At 58.4% G+C, this 17,286-nt stretch carries 15 protein-coding genes and 1 pseudogene; 4 read left to right on the top strand and 12 right to left on the bottom strand.

All coding sequences use genetic code 11. The features are described from left to right. Positions 1-48 precede the first annotated feature (48 nt). The 4 genes and pseudogenes from ACSQ3F_RS14920 to ACSQ3F_RS14905 form a co-directional block, all read left to right on the top strand. Positions 49-465, top strand: a complete 417-nt coding sequence (locus ACSQ3F_RS14920) for a potassium channel family protein (RefSeq protein WP_436100934.1) — start codon at positions 49-51, stop codon at positions 463-465. A 91-nt stretch (positions 466-556) separates the two neighbouring features. Further along, positions 557-1,642, top strand: a complete 1,086-nt coding sequence (locus tag ACSQ3F_RS14915; protein ID WP_436100933.1) for an AI-2E family transporter — start codon at positions 557-559, stop codon at positions 1,640-1,642. A 681-nt stretch (positions 1,643-2,323) separates the two neighbouring features. Continuing rightward, a complete protein-coding gene (locus ACSQ3F_RS14910; RefSeq protein WP_436100932.1) occupies positions 2,324-3,523 on the top strand; it encodes a hypothetical protein in 1,200 nt (399 codons plus the stop codon). Further along, a pseudogene (locus tag ACSQ3F_RS14905) lies at positions 3,490-4,346 on the top strand (IS3 family transposase); the annotation flags it as partial. The gene ACSQ3F_RS14910 and the pseudogene ACSQ3F_RS14905, both read left to right, overlap by 34 nt. On the opposite strand, the gene ACSQ3F_RS14900 reads toward ACSQ3F_RS14905, so the two are convergent. From ACSQ3F_RS14900 to ACSQ3F_RS14845, 12 genes are all read right to left on the bottom strand, one after another. Beyond that, a complete protein-coding gene (locus tag ACSQ3F_RS14900) occupies positions 4,247-4,462 on the bottom strand; it encodes a tautomerase family protein (RefSeq protein ID WP_436100931.1) in 216 nt (71 codons plus the stop codon). The pseudogene ACSQ3F_RS14905 and the gene ACSQ3F_RS14900 overlap by 100 nt on opposite strands. Before the next feature lie 48 nt (positions 4,463-4,510). Next, a complete protein-coding gene (locus ACSQ3F_RS14895) occupies positions 4,511-5,347 on the bottom strand; it encodes a TIM barrel protein (RefSeq protein WP_436100930.1) in 837 nt (278 codons plus the stop codon). Further along, positions 5,320-6,129 (bottom strand): 5-deoxy-glucuronate isomerase, encoded by an 810-nt coding sequence (gene iolB, locus ACSQ3F_RS14890; protein WP_436100929.1) that lies wholly within the window; start codon positions 6,127-6,129, stop codon positions 5,320-5,322. The genes ACSQ3F_RS14895 and iolB overlap by 28 nt, the downstream gene beginning before the upstream one ends. Positions 6,130-6,155: 26 nt before the next feature. Then, positions 6,156-7,994 (bottom strand): 3D-(3,5/4)-trihydroxycyclohexane-1,2-dione acylhydrolase (decyclizing), encoded by a 1,839-nt coding sequence (gene iolD, locus ACSQ3F_RS14885; RefSeq protein ID WP_436100928.1) that lies wholly within the window; start codon positions 7,992-7,994, stop codon positions 6,156-6,158. Beyond that, positions 7,991-9,913: a bifunctional 5-dehydro-2-deoxygluconokinase/5-dehydro-2-deoxyphosphogluconate aldolase gene (locus ACSQ3F_RS14880; RefSeq protein ID WP_436100927.1), complete on the bottom strand. Its 1,923-nt coding sequence runs from the start codon at positions 9,911-9,913 to the stop codon at positions 7,991-7,993. The genes iolD and ACSQ3F_RS14880 overlap by 4 nt, the downstream gene beginning before the upstream one ends. Before the next feature lie 21 nt (positions 9,914-9,934). After that, positions 9,935-10,864: a TIM barrel protein gene (locus ACSQ3F_RS14875; RefSeq protein ID WP_436100926.1), complete on the bottom strand. Its 930-nt coding sequence runs from the start codon at positions 10,862-10,864 to the stop codon at positions 9,935-9,937. 56 nt (positions 10,865-10,920) lie between these two features. Next, a complete protein-coding gene (locus tag ACSQ3F_RS14870; protein ID WP_436100925.1) occupies positions 10,921-11,862 on the bottom strand; it encodes a sugar phosphate isomerase/epimerase family protein in 942 nt (313 codons plus the stop codon). 79 nt (positions 11,863-11,941) lie between these two features. Next, positions 11,942-13,114, bottom strand: a complete 1,173-nt coding sequence (locus ACSQ3F_RS14865) for a Gfo/Idh/MocA family protein (RefSeq protein WP_436100924.1) — start codon at positions 13,112-13,114, stop codon at positions 11,942-11,944. A 158-nt stretch (positions 13,115-13,272) separates the two neighbouring features. Further along, the gene (locus tag ACSQ3F_RS14860) at positions 13,273-14,175 is read right to left on the bottom strand and encodes a sugar phosphate isomerase/epimerase family protein (RefSeq protein ID WP_436100923.1); all 903 of its coding nucleotides are present in this window, start codon (positions 14,173-14,175) and stop codon (positions 13,273-13,275) included. 27 nt (positions 14,176-14,202) lie between these two features. Next, complete coding sequence (locus tag ACSQ3F_RS14855) at positions 14,203-15,024, bottom strand: ATP-binding cassette domain-containing protein (RefSeq protein ID WP_436100922.1); 822 nt, start codon at positions 15,022-15,024, stop codon at positions 14,203-14,205. 9 nt (positions 15,025-15,033) lie between these two features. Then, positions 15,034-16,038 (bottom strand): ABC transporter permease, encoded by a 1,005-nt coding sequence (locus ACSQ3F_RS14850; protein ID WP_436100921.1) that lies wholly within the window; start codon positions 16,036-16,038, stop codon positions 15,034-15,036. Between the two features lie 130 nt (positions 16,039-16,168). Beyond that, positions 16,169-17,143: a sugar ABC transporter substrate-binding protein gene (locus ACSQ3F_RS14845; protein ID WP_436100920.1), complete on the bottom strand. Its 975-nt coding sequence runs from the start codon at positions 17,141-17,143 to the stop codon at positions 16,169-16,171. Positions 17,144-17,286: the final 143 nt, after the last annotated feature.

The following is a 17,286-nucleotide window of genomic DNA, read 5'->3' as shown; positions in this document are numbered from 1 at the left end:
TCCTTGAGGGATGGAAAGATGTTACTACAGATCATCACGGCAACTGGCGTGCTGCTGGCCACCATCGCTATTCACGGCACGGCGGTCATGCTTCTGTTTCGTATAGCGCGAGAACCCGTTACGAACCCGCAGAAACTGCGCGCGTACTCCCGGTTGGGTGTCAGTTGCTTTTTTGTCGTCGGCTTCGTGATGGCTCACATGATCGAGATCATGCTGTGGGCGGCTGCCTATAGGCTGGCAGGCGAATTGCAGAGCTTTGAGGAAGCCACATATTTCTCGGCGATTACCTTCGCGACGATCGGTTATGGCGACCTCACGCTGTCCGGCGAATGGCGGCTTGCCAGTGCCATCGAGGGTGTGAACGGGATCCTGCTGTTCGGCTGGACCACGGCATTTCTATTCAAAGTCTCCGAGATACTGTGGTTCTCGCGGAATGCTCCGCTTCAAAACATCGCCCGCTCGTGAAGCTAGGACTTTCGGTCTGACACATCTCCGCTTTCAGCGGTCACTGCCGGAGGGACTGTTCAACTTCTGATCCTGACCAAGAGGTGCTGTCATGCAGGAAGTGAGCGATAAGACTGGTGAGCAACAGCAGATCATCGAGCGCGCGCTGGCATTGTTGCTTGTTTCCGTGCTGTTGGCCGCAACCTTCTGGGTATTGCTGCCTTTTGTCGGTGTCCTGACCTATGCCGTGATTCTCGCCACGGCGACGGCGGGGCTGTTCGATCGAATGGTTGTCCTCCTGGGCGGAAGGCGTCTGGCTGCGTTCGGCTTCGGCGCTATCGCTGCGGCCATCACGATCGTGCCGTTGATCTATCTCTGCTTTTCCGTCGTCGGCCATGTCGATGTCGCTGAGGCATGGTTGAGAGAGGCCAGCAGTCGCGGGATCCCCAATCTGCCCGAGTGGATTTCAAGTCTCCCGCTGCTCGGAAAGAAGGTGACGCCGGTATGGCAGGAGCTTCAGCGCGACGGACTGGCCTTGTTGCAACGATACGAACCCCAGCTCGCCGCCGCGGGACGCTGGCTTCTCAGTTTCAGCGCAGGTCTTATGCTGGCCGTCCTTGAAATATTCGTGGGCATCATCGTAGCCGCGATGATTCATGCCTCGCGCATCCGGGTGGTCAGTTTCGTAGCCGCCATTACCGTACGTATAATCGGCCCGAGAGGGCCCGTAGTGCTGGATGCCGCGGCGAAGGCCATCAAGGGCGTTGCGATAGGGGTGATCGGAACGGCTTTGCTCGAAGGGGTGCTTGCTTGGATCGGCTTCGCACTCGCCGGCGTTCCGGGTGCGATTGTCTTGGCCGCAGTGACGTTTTTCCTGGCCGTTATCCAAATCGGGCCGCTTCTGGTCTGGGTGCCGGTGGCAATCTGGCTTGGTTCCCAGGGGCAGACGGGGTGGACGATTTTCACCGTCGTATGGGGCGTTGTCCTGCTCATGGGAACAGACACTTTCGTCAAGCCGATGCTGATCGCGCGCAGCGGCCAGCTACCGCTGCTGGTGCTGTTCGTCGGAGTGATCGGCGGGCTGGCAGCCTGGGGCTTTACCGGCATGTTTATCGGCGCAACGACGCTGGCCGTCCTTTGGACCGTGCTGCAGACTTGGATCGGAACGAAGAGTGATCCGCTGGCCTCGGTCGGTTGAGGTATCCTTGCAACTTTGACGTCGTCGCACGGAACGTTGGCGATCACGAAAGCGTCTGGCTGGGAATAACGGCACTTCACAATGCTGACTGCAGTGAACACCATCGGCCACACTGCGGTAGCCATGTGGTGCCAACGCCAATGGCTTCACGTTCACGATATCCGTCACTTATTGAAAGATTTGGTGGGTGATCACGGGCTCGAACCGTGGACCCGCTGATTAAGAGTTAGATGATCTTGTACTTTGAAACCACAGGTATATCAGGCGTCTATCAACATCGTTGATTGTCAACACTTCTCAAGAATTACAGCACCCCCCTTGGTTGCAAGGTTCTTGTAAACTTTTTTGACTGTGACCAAATCGAGCAACGTTTGGTCACCATTATCACCGAGCAAATTTTGTGATTTTTACAAGCCAGTTTACTTTTTGCCTACCGGTTACACTTTAGGACTTGCCGGAGTTAGAAATCTCGGTCACCGTTTCCGTGTCAACGAATTTGCGTGAGTTACGGAATGATCCACACTGAGGTTTTCGACGGAAATACACTGAGAAAAGTGAGCGGCCAGATCGCGAAGGGCAACGCCGCTGGAGACGCATGGAAAGGACGAGGAGCTCCCTGCCCTCCAGATTAGGGTCGGCAAGACGTCGGCATCGTGGACGTTCAAGACGAAGCTTTCGAATGTGAAGATCGCCGACATCAACGTGTTCGGAAAGGACGACATCGACACGCTGCGCAATCTGGTGAAACAAGCAAAGCAGCTCGAAAAAGATAGTCGGAATGTCGAGGCCCTCTTCCGGGAGTTCGTCGATAGCCGGTCGGTTACGGAGGCGAAGGCCGTTGCGGACGTCGAGGACGGTCTTGGCATGCGATGGGAGAAGGCGCGCGATCTGTTCCTTGTTTGGCTGAAGGAAAACCGGAGCAAGGACACTTATCGAACTTACCGCTCCGCTCTTGGGGCCGCCTGCAAGTCGACCATCTACCCAAGCTTCGAGCCGATCAATGGCCGCCCCATCGCCGCCATCACGACCGCCGACCTGGCGATGGTGCGAAACCGCATCAATGTCCGCGGCAAACGGGGCGAAGCTAAAGGGCGAAGCATCCGGCAGGCCGACCTCACCGTCGCCGCTCTCAAGGCCGCATGGCTCCATTTCATCAACGAGCCTGAAACATTCGGGATCGGCATTGCAAACGTCGTGACCGACGACTTGCGAAAGGTTCGCGATCGAGAAGAGCGACCCGAGTCATCTTCGGGAGCGACCGAGCGCACCATGAATCAGATCGAACTGGGCATGTTCTTCGAGGAAGTCGGCGCGGTACGGAACGAGATGTCGCGGCTTATTCTCTCTCTCCAGCTACTAACCGGGCAGCGCCGACTTGATGTCTGCTCCGCGATCTCCGAAAGCTTTGTCGAGCGCGAGGACTATGGCATCGTCTGGCGTCTGGAAGACAAGACACATTCCTGGCGTGTCCTGCCGTTGCCATCGATCGCTCAGGACATCGTTCGTGGGGGCCGGAAGGATCACGCTCGGTACAAGTCTCGATACCTCTTCCCGAAAAACCGGAAGAAAAAGAAATCCGACCCCGAGGTGGATGGCCACATCTCGGAGCGCACACCTTCGAAGATGATGGAACTTATGCGGGGCGAAGATGGGCCTTTCGAGGGCAGCCTGATCGATCCGTCGACGCACGATCTCCGGAAGGCCTTCATCACTTACTTCACGCCCCGCATCCACAATTACTCGGTCGGCGGACGGCAACTGACCAAGGACGACATCCAGATGATTACACATATGGATGAAGGTCGGGAGACCACGGCCAAATCGCCAAACGCCTGGACGTGGACAAGCTGCCGGTCCGCACCAGACGGGATATGGCCCTGAAGATCCAGGTTCGCCGTGTCTTCGATGAGAACTTCCGGGTCTATGGCGTGCGTAAGGTCTGGCGGCAATTGCAGCGGGAGGGCTTCGACATCGCCCGCTGCACGGTCGCTCGTCTGCTCGTCTGATGCGGGAGATGGGTTTGCAAGGCATTATTCGTGGCAAGCCGATCCGCACGACCATCAGCGACAAGGCGGCTCCGTGCCCGCTCGACCGCGTGAACCGTCAGTTTCGCGCACCGAAGCCGAACATGCTGTGGCTTTCCGATTTCACCTATGTGGCCACCTGGCAGGGCTTCGTCTACGTGGCCTTTGTCATCGACGCTTTCGCCCGTCGCATCGTCGGCTGGCGGGTGAGCAGGACGGCCCATGCCGGATTTGTCCTCGATGCTCTTGAACAGGCCCTGCATGAGCGGCGACCTGTTCATCGTGGCGGGCTCATCCATCATAGCGATCGCGGCGTTCAATACGTCTCTATCCGCTATACCGAGCGTCTCACCGAGGCAGGAATAGAGCCGTCCGTCGGCAGTGTCGGCGATAGTTATGACAATGCTCTCGCCGAAACGATCAACGGCCTTTACAAGGCTGAGGTCATTCACCGACGCGGACCGTGGCGCAACTTCGAAGCCGTTGAATTCGCCACGCTCGAATGGGTCGACTGGTTCAACCACAGGCGTCTTCTGGAGCCCATCGGAAACATACCGCCTGCCGAAGCCGAGGAACGCTACTACACCATGCTGGACGAGCCAGCCACGGCCGCACAACTTATACCAAACGGCCTCCGGAAAACCCGGTGCGGTTCATCATATTCCGATACGACCTGGTAACGATCGCCGGTCGGCACCCCAAACGATAGGACCATAGCTTCGTGAGCCGCATCCAGCAGCAAACCTATTTCCTCAGGTGAGCGGCCTTTGTAGAGATGAAACTTCAGCAGCGGCATTACACTCTCTCCTCGGGGGAAACAGTCGGGAACGGTCGAACAGGTCCTTCATCTCGAAGCCAGCGACCTCTCGATGAAATCGAAAGACCGACGAATGTCGTTTTCGAGGGATTTGCTGTCTTGAACGGCAGCGCTCGTACATTCGAATGAAAACGATCCCTGGTACCCTGCCTCGACGAAGGCAGCGATTTGATCAATGGTCCCACAGCGATCGTTGCCTTCGACTAGGCCGCGATGAGCGTCAAGCTTGTCGTCAAGAGGTGGTAGCGGATCGGCAATTCCCGAGATGTGAACCGTTGCCGTGTAGTCTGGGAAGATTGGACCGCCACCGGCGATCGTATGTTGAAACGTATCGTGTACCAGTTTGAATTTCGTTGGTCCGCCGACTGCCTCGATGGCATCGACCAGCTCTGCTTTGTGTTTGAGCGACGAAGCGGCAAAGCCGATGGGCTCGATGAGTGCTACGATCTCACGCCCATCCAGCATCGGCAGCACTTCACGCATAACCTCGCGCAGCACTCTCTGCCGCACGCCATCTTCCGCTCCACCGCCATCGACGCGTGGGATGAGGCTGATGGTTTCGGCCCCGCTTTCGACGGCCGCGGCTATCAACGTCTCAATGGCGTTAGCGCGCTCCTCCGACCAGTCGTTGAAGGGATAGACTTCGCTAAGCCCCGATAGTCGCAGTCCCCTCTGTCGCGCCATGGCACCGGCGTGGCTCGGAGAAATGCCATCGAACAGCGGGCGGCCAAGATCGTTCCGGGGCTCGACACCCACGCAATCGAGATTCCTTGCCAGATCCAGAAAAGCTTCATAGGCCAGGTGGCGAGCTGTTTTCTGGTTGATTGCCCGGCTGATCATTTCGCGTCCCGCTCCATGATCCATTCCACCTCCGGCGCGGGCACGAACCGCCACTTCCGCAAGGGGCCAGCCATGACGTTGAGATAGTACATCTCAAAGCCATAAGGCGCGCCGCAGGGGTGATGGCCGCGAGGCACCAGGACGACGTCGTGATCCTTTACGGCCATTGTTTCGTCGAGCAGTCCATCGTCGGTGTAGACGCGCTGGACGCCGAAGCCTGCCGCCGGGTTTAGCCGGTGGTAATATGTCTCCTCCAGGTAGGTGATACGCGGGAAGTCGTCCTCGTCGTGGCGGTGGCTTGGATAGGACGACCAATGGCCGGCGGGCGTGAAGACCTCTGTGACCAGAAGACTGTCGCAATAGTCCTCGTTCTCCATCGCGATATTGTTGATATGGCGCGTATTGGCTCCCTTGCCGCGTGCCGTCAGCGAAATCCCGTCGGGACCGATCGGCCGCGCAGCGTGTCCGCCTTTTCCGGGCGCGGAGCAAACCGCAATCGTGCACTCGGTGTCCGCGACAGCGCGCCAATCCTTGCCGTTCGGCACATAGAGGCAGTGCGGCGGCGTCTTCTCGAAGACGTTCATCCGCTCGCCCAGCATACCCCAATCCTGCCCGGCGGCATGCAAGGCCGCCTTGCCCTCGACAACGACGAGAATGACCTCGCGCTCGCCAGTTGCCTCCTCGGCAACCTCACCTGGTCTGAGCCGATAGAGCGAAAAGCCGACATAGCGCCAGCCCGCCGCCTGGGGCAGGATCTCGTGGACTTTGCCATGCGTGCCGAAAGGCTTGCGTAACAAATCGGGCATCCCTTGTCCTCCGGTTGGCACACCGATCAATCAAAGGTACGCTGATTTGCAGCATTTCGGTTGTATCGCTCGCGCGCTTGCTCGAGACGTTCAGGTCCCCCCGCCTGCGGCACGGCGACATCCCACCAATGCCCGCCCACATCGAGTCCCGGGACAGCGTCGGTGTCGATTACAATGACCGTGGGGATGTTCCTGGGGCGCGCTTCGACAATTTTCTTCTCGAGATCGGCGATATCGACTGCCTTTTCCGCATGGGCACCCATGGACCGGGCGTGGCCCACAAAGTCGATCTCCGGCATAACCTCAATGTTGGAGTCCTTGTACATATTGTTGAACTCCGCCCCGCCGCATTCGATCTGCAAGCGGTTGATGCAGCCGTAGCCGCGATTGTCGGTCAGCACGATGGTAAAAGGAATGCGCCGTATGACTGCCGTCGCCAATTCCGAGTTGGCCATCATGTACGAGCCGTCGCCAACGAAGCAGATGACTTCCTTTTCTGGCGCCGCAAGCTTGATGCCCATAGCGCCAGCTACCTCGTACCCCATGCAGGAATAGCCGTATTCCATGTGGTAGCCGCCTTTTGCAGACTGCCACAGCACCTGAAGCGCGCCCGGCATCGTGCCTGCCGCGCACATTGCAACGGTTTTTTTCGTGGCTACCCGCTGCACGGCGCCGATCACCTGGGCGTCGGTGGGAAGATAGTTGGTCAAATCGACTTCCGGCGCGGCAGTGACCTTACTCACCGTCTGGTGCCAATTGTTCCGGGATTCGGCGTCGAAAGACGGCGCCCTATGATCCTCCAGCAGAGCGGAAAGCCTCTCCAGCGTCACCCTGGCATCACCAACGAGGGGCATTGCGCCATGCTTTGTCGCATCATAGCCATGCAGGTTGATGGAGACGAGCTTCCGTTCCTGGTTCGTGAACAAGGCCCAGGATCCCGTCGTGAAATCCTGAAAGCGCGTGCCGACGCCAATCACCAGGTCGGCTTTCGCGCAAAGACGGTTGGCGCATTCCGAGCCGGTAACGCCGGGCGAGCCGAAATTGTAGGCGTTTTCCCACGAGGTCGCGCCCTTGCCGGCTTGTGTCTCGACGAAGGGGATATTGTGCTGTTCCACGAAGGCAGCGAGAACGTCCTCGGCGCCGGAATAAAGAACACCGCCGCCTGAAATGACGACCGGGCTCTTCGCCGCCCGGATCATCGCAACCACGTCATCGAGCTCTCGGCGATCAGGTTCCGGGCGGCGAACACGCCAGACCTTTGGCTCAAAAAACTTTTCCGGATAATCGTAGGCATCGGCCTGCACATCTTGGCAGAAAGCGAGGCATACCGGTCCGCAATTCGCCGGATCCGTCATGACGGACAGCGCGCGAGGCAACGCGGTCAGCAGATGCTCCGGCCGGGCGATGCGGTCAAAGTAACGGACTACCGGTCGGAAGGCGTCATTCGCACTGACCGTGCCATCGTCAAAATCCTCGATCTGCTGCAGCACCGGGTCGGGGCGGCGGTTGGCGAAGATATCGCCGGGAATGAACAAGACCGGCAGACGATTGACATGCCCCAGAGCTGCCGCTGTCACCATATTGGTCGCACCGGGTCCAATGGAGCTGGTCACCGCATGCGCCCGCTTGCGTCGCTTCGTTTTGGCATAGGCAATGGCAGCGTGAGCCATAGTCTGCTCGTTCTGGCCACGCCAGGTCGGTAGCTTGTCGCCGATCCCATGCAGCGCTTCTCCCAGGCCCGCCACATTACCGTGCCCGAAAATGGCCCAGACGCCCTCGATGAAGCGCTCGCCGTCTTCAGTCATCTGCACTGAAAGCCATTTGACCAGCGCCTGCGCGGCGGTGAGCTTGATTGTCTTGGTCATGCTGTCTTCTCCCGTGCGGCTGCCCTTGCCTTGTCCCAAACCGAACACAGGCGTCGATAGCGCTTTGCCATTTCGCCGACGGCTTCGTCGTCTTGCATTTCATTTTTCATCCAGCTGCGTGCGACATCGCCAAAAATCGTCCGACCAACGGCAAAGCCTTTGACAAGATCGAAACCGGCGGCGACCTCGAAACTCGCCGCCAGTTCGGCCTCCGGCGCATCGAGACCCAGGACGACGATCCCACGCGTATACCGGTCGTTCTTCTCGATCGCGGCAATGGTGTTCGCCCAGGCAGCGGTTGTTTTCATCGGTTCAAGCTTCCACCAGTCGGGAAAGATGCCAATGTCATAGAACTGCTGGATCAGCGTCGCCGTCGTTTCGTCATCGACCGGTCCCACCTTCGAGGGAATGATCTCCAGCAGGAATTCCAGGTTGTCGCGCCGCGATGCCTCGAAAAGGCGTTTCACCGTCGCCTCCTGATCGGAACGCATTTCAGCATCATCGTCAGGATGGCAGAAACAAAGGACCTTGACGACGTTTTCCCGTGCCCACTCGCCCAGGCCGCCGTAATCACTGCCCAGTTCGGGCTCCAGCGTCAGCGGGCGCGCACCCGGCCATTCGCAAGGCCGTCCGATCCAGAGGCCGGTACCCGAGGCTTCATGCAACGCCCGCCGCCCGATACGATTGTCACACAGGATCCCGTAGCCAGGTCGTCCCTCTTGAACGTCCAATGCCGCTTTGAGGCAAAGCTCCTTGAACGCGCCGCCCCTTTCATGGGTGTAGCCCTCCATCTGCTCAAGTTGCATGCGGTGGTCGAACGCAAATATCCGGTATTCAGGCCAGTCTTCCCCGTGATTGCGATGACGGTTCGTAGACCAGTGGATCTGGTCGAGCTCGCTGTCATTGCGCAGGTCAGGTTGCTTGACCCCGCGTTCAAGGAAGAACTTCAGCTCCTCGAGCGACGGGTAGGCCGGCGTGCATCCGTGGCGAGAAACGGCAAAAGCGCCGCAGGCATTGGCGTATTTAAGAGCCGTTGGCCAGTCCGCATCTTCGAGCCACCCCTTCAGGAGTCCGGCGAAGAAGCCGTCGCCCGCGCCCAGCACGTTGAACACTTCGATCGGGAAGCCGGGACCGGTCTCTCCATCTTCCAGCCTGCCTGGTATTGGGCCCACGTAGGCCGCCGCGCCGGCAGCGCCGCGTTTGCATACGAGCGTAGCGTTGGACACTTTGCGAACTACGCGCAACGCCTCAATCGTCTCAGTCGAACCACCAGCAATGTGGAACTCTTCCTCCGTGCCGACGATCAAATCAAACAGATGCAGCGTCGATTGCAGCTTTGCAGTCACCTTGCCGCTTTCCACAAACCGGTTCTCACCTTCGCCGTGGCCGGCGACGCCCCATAAATTTGGGCGATAGTCGATGTCGAGCGCGGTACGCAGCCCGTGCTTGCGGGCAAGCTCCAAGGCTTTCAAAACAGCTGCCTCGGTCCGCGAGTGGCTCAGATGCGTGCCGGTCACGACAAGCGCACGCCCCGAGGCGATGTAACTCTCATGAATGTCGTCCTCGCTGAGCGCCATATCGGCACAATTCTCGCGATAGAAAATCAGCGGGAACTGCTCTTCGTCACGAATGCCCAGCAGGACGAGTGCCGTTAAACGCTCCGGATCGGTAGCGACCCCGTCGACATCCACACCTTCGCGTTTGAGCTGCTCGCGAATGAACCGGCCCATATGCTCGTCGCCAACGCGGGTGATCAAACCGGATTTCAGACCGAGCCGGGCCGCACCGCAGGCGATGTTGGTTGGCGAACCGCCAATGTATTTATTGAACGAGCCCATGTCCTCCAGCCTGCCGCCGATCTGGGCTCCGTAAAGATCGACCGAGGACCGGCCGATGGTGATGACGTCGAGTGATTTCATGTCAGGTCTCCTCGCAGGCCTTCAAAAGCCGGTACGCGCCAGGAAAGCCCGGCTGGCTGCCAAGTCGTCAAGAATGCCACCGTCGTTACGGGGGTCGCGCTCTTGTTCGATAGTGATGTATCCGCCGTAGCCCAGTTCGGTAAGCAGGGCTCGGACAGTAGGGTAATCGATCGAGCCGCGCCCGATCGGGCACATGACCCCCTTCGCGCAGGCATCGAAGAAACGAATGCGCTTGCCCATTACGTCCTTGAAAACTTTGGCATCTATGTCTTTGAAATGAATGTAATCGACACGATCCCAGTAACGGCGAAGGGTGGCAACAGGATCCATGCCTGAATAGGCCATATGCCCGGTGTCGAGGCACAGACCTGCCAGATCGGCAGGAATATCGTTAACGATACGCTCCAGTTCGTCGGCGAATTCGATGTAGCCGCCGGCATGGGGATGGATGGTGACGCGTACCCCATATTGGTCGCGCGCAAGCGTTGCGATGCTGCGGATGTTTTCCACCATCCCATTCCACCCCGTTTCATCAAGGCGCGGGGCCTGGTCAGAATGTCCCGCAGCATAGTCACGCTCGTCGTGACCCCAGTCCATAACGGTCAGATAGGGTGCTGCATAGCGCTGGCCGGCATGGGTTTCAGGCTTCGGCAACCGTGTAATCAACGCGCAGATCTCATCGGTCTGGCGCAGGAGGTTGTCACGATTTGAAGGTGAAACCAGATCGTCAAAGATTGTGCCAGCGACAATCTTCAGGTCACGCTTGTTCAGCGCTTCCGAAACAAGGCCGAGGTCAAGCGGCAGATAGCCATAGGGCCCAAGCTCCAGCCCCCCGAAACCGGCGGCCTGCGCCTCGTCCAGCACCTTCTCCCAATGGGGGAGATGAGGGTTCTTCACGTCATCGACCCCCCAGCAGCAGGGGGCAGTGGTGATGGTGATCGGGTTGGTCATGTCGTCCTCATGCAGGCGCGGTGCGCGGGCCGCAATCGCAGCCCGCGCCAAACCGGTCAGCGGCTGATCGTTGCTTGAAGTGCGTCGATGGACGACTGGATGCCCGCCTCGATGGACATCGTGAAATCCTCCATTTCGAGGCTAACCCAGTCATTGTAGCCAACCATACGAACCACCGAGAAGAACTCCTTCCACCATTGCAGATCGTGGCCTGCCCCTACTGCGACGTAGTTCCAGGTCCGGTTGGCAACGTCAGTGACCTCCTTGAGTTCGAGCAGCCCGTTCACGTCGGCCAGTCCGCGTTCGATGCGGGTGTCCTTGCCGTGGCAGTGATGAATCGCATCTCCGAGCGCGCGTGCCGATGCGATGGGATCCGCCCCCATCCACATCAAATGGGACGGATCGAGGTTCATGCCGACTGTCGGGCCAACTTCGTTGCGCAGGCGGAACAGGGTTTCGGGATTCCATACGAGCATCGCCGAGAAGTTTTCGAGCGCGTATTTCTCGACGCCAACTTCCTTGGCAAGCCTCACCAGATCGTGCCAGAGCGGAAACGCGCGGTCTTCCCACTGGTAGCGATCACGCTCCGGCATCTCGTTCGGCCAACTCTTGGTGTAGACGAGCCAGTTCGGTACCATGTCGCCGGGGGCCGCCTCCGGCAAACCGGACATGGTCACGATCTTCTTCACACCGATCTCGCCCGCAAGCCGGATGGTTTCTTCCATCTCCTTGCGGTGGCGCTTGCCCATATCGCCGGGATCGAGCGGGTTGGCGGAGCAATTGAGGGCAGCGATTTCCAGGCCGCGAGCCTCAATTTCCTTGAGCTTGGACCGGAGCAAGCCCTTGTCGGCCAGAAGTTCGTCGGCGCGGAAATGCGGGCCGCTCGACCATCCGCCGCCGGTCATTTCTATACCCTCGACGCCGAGCTTAACGCATTTGTCGAGCATATCCGTGAAAGAGAGGTTCGCCATCACATCAGTGCAAATCGCGAGTTTCATTGTGTCATCTTTCCAAAGAATGTGTGGGGACGCGTTTCAGGAGAAGGACGGGAGGTGGTCCAACGCGCCCCCGGTCCTGTTACATAAAGTCGATCCAGGCCGAGCCCGTATCCGCCGAACGGACGCAGTTTTCCAACCAGCGCACGCCTTCCGTGCCGGCCTTGATGCCCGGATAGTGATGAGTCTTCAGGAAAGCTTCGTCCCCGCGCGTCTTCGCGTCGATGGCCTGGGCGATCCAGAGATAGATGTTCGCCCAGCTGTCGCCGAGTCCTTCAGTATGCAATGCCCCCATGCGATCGACAGCAAGGCTCTCCTCTTCGAGATAGGGCATGCCATGATGCAGCGTGCGGTTCGGTTCGCCCTGAACCTCATAGATCAACTGGTCGGGGCGGGAGTCGGACCACTCGATCGACGCCTTGGAACCCACGAAGCGGTAACGCTGGGAACCCATGTTGCCGGCATTGACCGACGAGACCCAGAGGCGCCCACGCGCACCGTTGTCGTAGTGCATGAGGACGGTGGCATGATCCTCGAGTGGCGCACGCGTCGGGATAAAAGCCTTGCGGTCGCAAAGTAGTTTTTCGATCTTCATGTGCGGCAGCACGACTTCCGAAAGATAGTAGAGATGCGTGCCGATATCACCGAGAACGAAAGTCGGGCCTGCGGTCTTGGGATTGGTGCGCCATTTGACGGCTTCGCCGGCACCCACATCGTCCCCGGAATTAAAGCCGTGGGTGTATTGCATATCGACGATACGAATGTCGCCCAGCATTCCCTTCTTGACCATCGCCGCCATCTGGTGAACCAGCGGATGACCGGTAAAGCCGTAGGTAACACCGACAATCAGGCCCTTCTCCTCGGCCAATTTGGCGACCTCATCGCATTCAGCAACGGTGAAAAAAAGCGGCTTTTCGCAGATCACATGTAACCCGGCCTCGAGGCAGGCTTTGGTGATCTCATAATGGGTGAAGTTCGGTGTGGCGATCGACACCACGTCGACGCCATCCTCGCGGGCGGTTTCGCCTGCGATCAGCGCCTTGTAATCCGGATAGCAGCGATCCAGGGCCACGCCCAGATTGACGCCGAAATCCTGGCCTCGTTCAACATCCAGGTCGAAGGCGCCAGCCACCAGTTGATAATTGCCGTCGCGCAAGGCCCCTGTGCGGTGCTTGTAACCCACCTGCCCGGTGCGTCCGCCACCGACCATTCCCCAGCGCAATGGGCGCGAAATCAGTCGTTCTCCGTTGATCATCTCGTTAACCTCTTCAATTGAAGCCCCGGGCGCCCATTCGTTTGCTGGCGCCTTGTTGAGGCAATAACTACCCTGCCGAAGGCCGCCCTTTGGGCGGCATCTCCGTTACATTTCTCGATTTCTGTCGTGTGCTCTGGTTCTCGCCGCTAGCGCGCGCATTACTTCTTGAAGTAGCGGTCGACATACTCCTGCATTTTGTTGCGCATGAACTTACTTGACTCGTCAGCTCGATCTTCCCAGGCGAAGACGCAAGAGGTCATGATGCCGTCGAAGCCAATCTCGGCGAGCGTGCCGAAGAAGTCGTCCCACGGCACTTCGCCCTGGCCGATATTCAGATGCTGGTGTATGCGAGCATTGGTACCAGGCGGGTTCAGGATGTAGCGAAGCCCGGAACTTGCCTTGTGATTGAACGTGTCGCCGACATGCACATGTGCCAGCACATCCTTCGCCTCACGCAGCATGGCTTTGGTATCGTCCCCGAAATAGAAGGTATGCGGCGCACAATAGAGGAACTTCACATTCTTCGAATTGACCGTCCGGATGATGTCGAGCGCCGGCTGTAACGTCTCGCACCAGTCCTCCGGGTGCGGCTCCACGTGCAGGTTAATACCTTCGCGTTCAAAGATCGGGACGAGTTCCTCCATCGAACGCCACCAGGCGTCTTCGCAGGCCTCAATCATCGAACCCGTGTGGCAGCAGTAGCAGGAGCCCTTGTCGGGATGCGGACCGCGGCCGAACTCTGAATTCATCGTGTCGACTTCCAACTCGATGGCAATTTCGATGGCACGCTTCCAGTGCTTGACCGCGGCCTGTCGCTCTGCTTCGTCATTCGACGCCCAGCGATACATCGGCAGAAGCGAGGCGATCTTTACGCTCTCGGCAGCGAGCGCCTTCTTGAAAGATCGGATCCGTTCTGGAAACACACGCGGCGCCTTGAACCATTCAAGAAAATCCGCACGCGGCGACAGTTCGATCCACTCATAGCCGAGCTCGGCAACCTTCGCCGGCAATTCCTCTAGGCTGGTGAACCGGTGCATGTGAGGGTCGAGGGCAATCTTCATCGGTCTTACTCCGTTATCTTTCTTTGTTCACTTTGACGACACCGGCGGCGGATGGCCGTCATGGCTCGCCATGTAGCTCTCCACCTCGGCGCCCAGATCCGCCAAAGCTTCGCCGCCGGCCATCAAATCGGTGATCTCCTCGCGCGACCTTTCGCCCTTGCGGAAATTGGCGGCGACCGCACCCCGGATCAGGACTGCGAAGTGGTCGCCAACCGCGATGGCATGGGTGACCTGGTGGGTAATGAAGATCACGGCGATCCCTCGCCTCCTCGCCTCCAGCACGATTCGCAGGACGTGAGATGCCTGCTTGACGCCCAATGCTGCCGTCGGCTCGTCAAGGATCAGGACGCGCGCACCGAAATGCACGGCGCGGGCTATCGCCAGAGACTGCCGCTCACCGCCCGAAAGGCCGCCAATTAGCCGGTCTCCGTCATCGATACGGGTGATGCCGAATCCCTGCACTGCTTTTACCGCAATTTCGTTGGCTTTCTTGCGATCGTAGACCTTGAAGGGGCCGAAGCCCTTGGTGGGCTCCGCACCAATAAAGAACGAGCGGCCGATGCTCATCAGCGGGAATGTTCCGCCAAACTGATGCACGGTGGAGATGCCCATGCGCTGCGCATCGCGCGGGCCGCCGAAATCGACCGGATTTCCGTCCATCAGCACCTCACCCGAATTGGGCTTGTAGACGCCTGCCAGCGTCTTGATGAGCGTGGATTTACCTGCTCCGTTGTCCCCCAGGAGGCACAGCACCTCCCCCGCATGGACCTTCAGCGAGATATCGTGAAGGACATCGATCGGGCCAAAAGACTTGTTGACGTTTCTCAGTTCAAGGATTGGCATGGTCATCGTCTGTCCTCACTTCTTCTTCGGGGAATAGGTCAGGGCCATAATGCGGAACGTATTGTTCATCAGCACCGCCAGCAGCAACATGACACCGATGATGAGGCTCGACCAATTGCGGTCGAAGGACGTGAAATAGATGCCCTGGTTAACGATGGCGAAGGTAATCGTGCCCAAAAAGATGCCGATAACCGAGCCGAAACCGCCCGTCAGCAACACGCCGCCAACCACGACCGAGATGATCGAGTTGAAGATGAATGTCATGCCGGCCGAGACTTGGGCGACGTTGAACAGGATCGCCTGACACATTCCGAGAAACGCCGCACTCACCGACGATAGTACGAATAGCGTCACCGTCAGTTTGTCTGTCGGGATGCCCGCATTGCGTGCACTCACCTTGTCGCCGCCCAGGGCGAAAAGCCAGCTTCCGAAAGGTGAATAGTGGACGTAGAAGACATAGATCACTGTCAGAACCATCCACCAGATGATGGTTACCTGGAAACTTCCGCCAATGAATTGGCCAAAGAGGGCCTTCGCGACAGCGCCGGATTGGGCCGGGCTCAACGAGACGCTGGTCGTTCCCGTAAGAAACACGGAGCAGCCCAGTATTAGTCCTTGCACGGCAAAAAGCGTCCCGAGCGTGACGATCAACGATGGCACTGCTGTGCGTATGACCAAGAAGCCGTTGATGAGACCGACAACCAAACCGAGTGTAAGCGACCCGACCACACCAAGCCAAATCGGCAAGCCGTAGTAGCCGGAGATGATCGCGACGGTCAAAGCCCCCGCAGGGATCATCGCACCAATTGAAATGTCCAGTTCGCCGGAGATCATGAGAAGTCCGACCGGGATTGCGACGATACCGAGATTGGCGGCAACGTTCAGCCAGCTTGCAGCGCCGGCAGGCTTCAGGAATTCGACGCTACCGAAGACAACGAAGAAGACGAGCACGAATACAAGACCAAGAAAGGCGCCAGATTCCGGGCGACGAAGAAGATCGCCCACAGGGAAATTTTTCACGTGTTTCACTCCAGTGTTGTCCGGAAGCTTGGAACGGGCAGCATCGTCCAGCGCCCTTGCAGCTTCACGAGTTCGCGAGCGCGGCTCTCGATCCGCGGCAAAGGCGCGGATCGAGGCGAAGAAGAGCTGCTTATCGGGCGCCCTTCGAGACACCAGCCAAAGTGGCTTCGATGTTGGACTTGTCAACGATACCAGGGCCGGTCAGAACCGGTGCCGTTGGGAGATCGGTTCCGAAGTCTATCGCGGAGGACAGAAGGGTGACCGCCAGAAAAGACTGAAGATAGGGTTGCTGGTCAATTGCAAAGCCCTGCGTCCCGTCCTTAATACGGTCGAGACCCGACTGGTTGAGGTCGAAAGTTCCGAGAAGAACTGTTTCAGTCTTGCCGGCCTGCATAACGCCAATGGCCGCCGAGTCCGCATCTCCGGCGGAGATGGTGATAACACCATCAATACTGGCGTCCTGAAGCAATGTCGCTTTGATGGCTTCGGCAACGGCCGTAGCATCGCCAAAACTCGTCGCGGGCAGTGGCAATTGCTTGGCGCCGCCGCCAGCCTTCGTAATTCCCTCGATCACACCCTTGCAACGAGCTTCCAGATTGGCGGCCCCAGGAACAGTGTTCACGCAGAGCACGTTTTTCTTGCCTTGCTTCGAGAAGTACTCGCCACCTGCGACACCCGCAATGTATTCATCCGAGCCGACATAGTTGATGGCGCCGAGTTCCTTCGCCTTTTCATGTCCACCGGCATTCATCAGGATGACCTTGATGCCCGCCTTGATCGCTTCCTTGATCGCCGGATCCTCCCCTTCCGGAACCCAATTCGGAATAACGAGCCCATCGACCTTCTGGCTGATCGCCGTCTGGATGAGCTGCACGACGTCGGGGGCAAAGTTATCGTAGCTCTGAAGTCGAAGGTAGTTCACCGTTCCGCCATTCGCCTCGACGATCAGGCGAGCGTCATCGACACCCTTCTTGATAATGTTCCAGAAAGCGTCGTCGTTCTTTCCGCCGACGACGGCGATATTTGCAGCTGAGACCGACCCGGCGGCAAATGCCAACACGGTTGTCGCCAGTAATGCTGCACAGAAGTGCTTCAAACGTCCCATTTCTTCCTCCCATTTCCCATCATCAGATGGCTCCACAAAATGCGTATTGATGTGTAACGTGAGAAGTGTCAGAATGGAACCTACTTCGTTTTGAATGCGCTTTTTTATTCCAAAACATGTCATTCATGAATGACATTCATGGG

This window comes from Pararhizobium sp. LjRoot238 (assembly GCF_964252955.1).
Lineage (GTDB): Bacteria > Pseudomonadota > Alphaproteobacteria > Rhizobiales > Rhizobiaceae > Pararhizobium.
The sequence above is the reverse complement of the archived record's forward strand: the minus strand, read 5'-3'. Positions and strand labels throughout refer to the sequence as shown.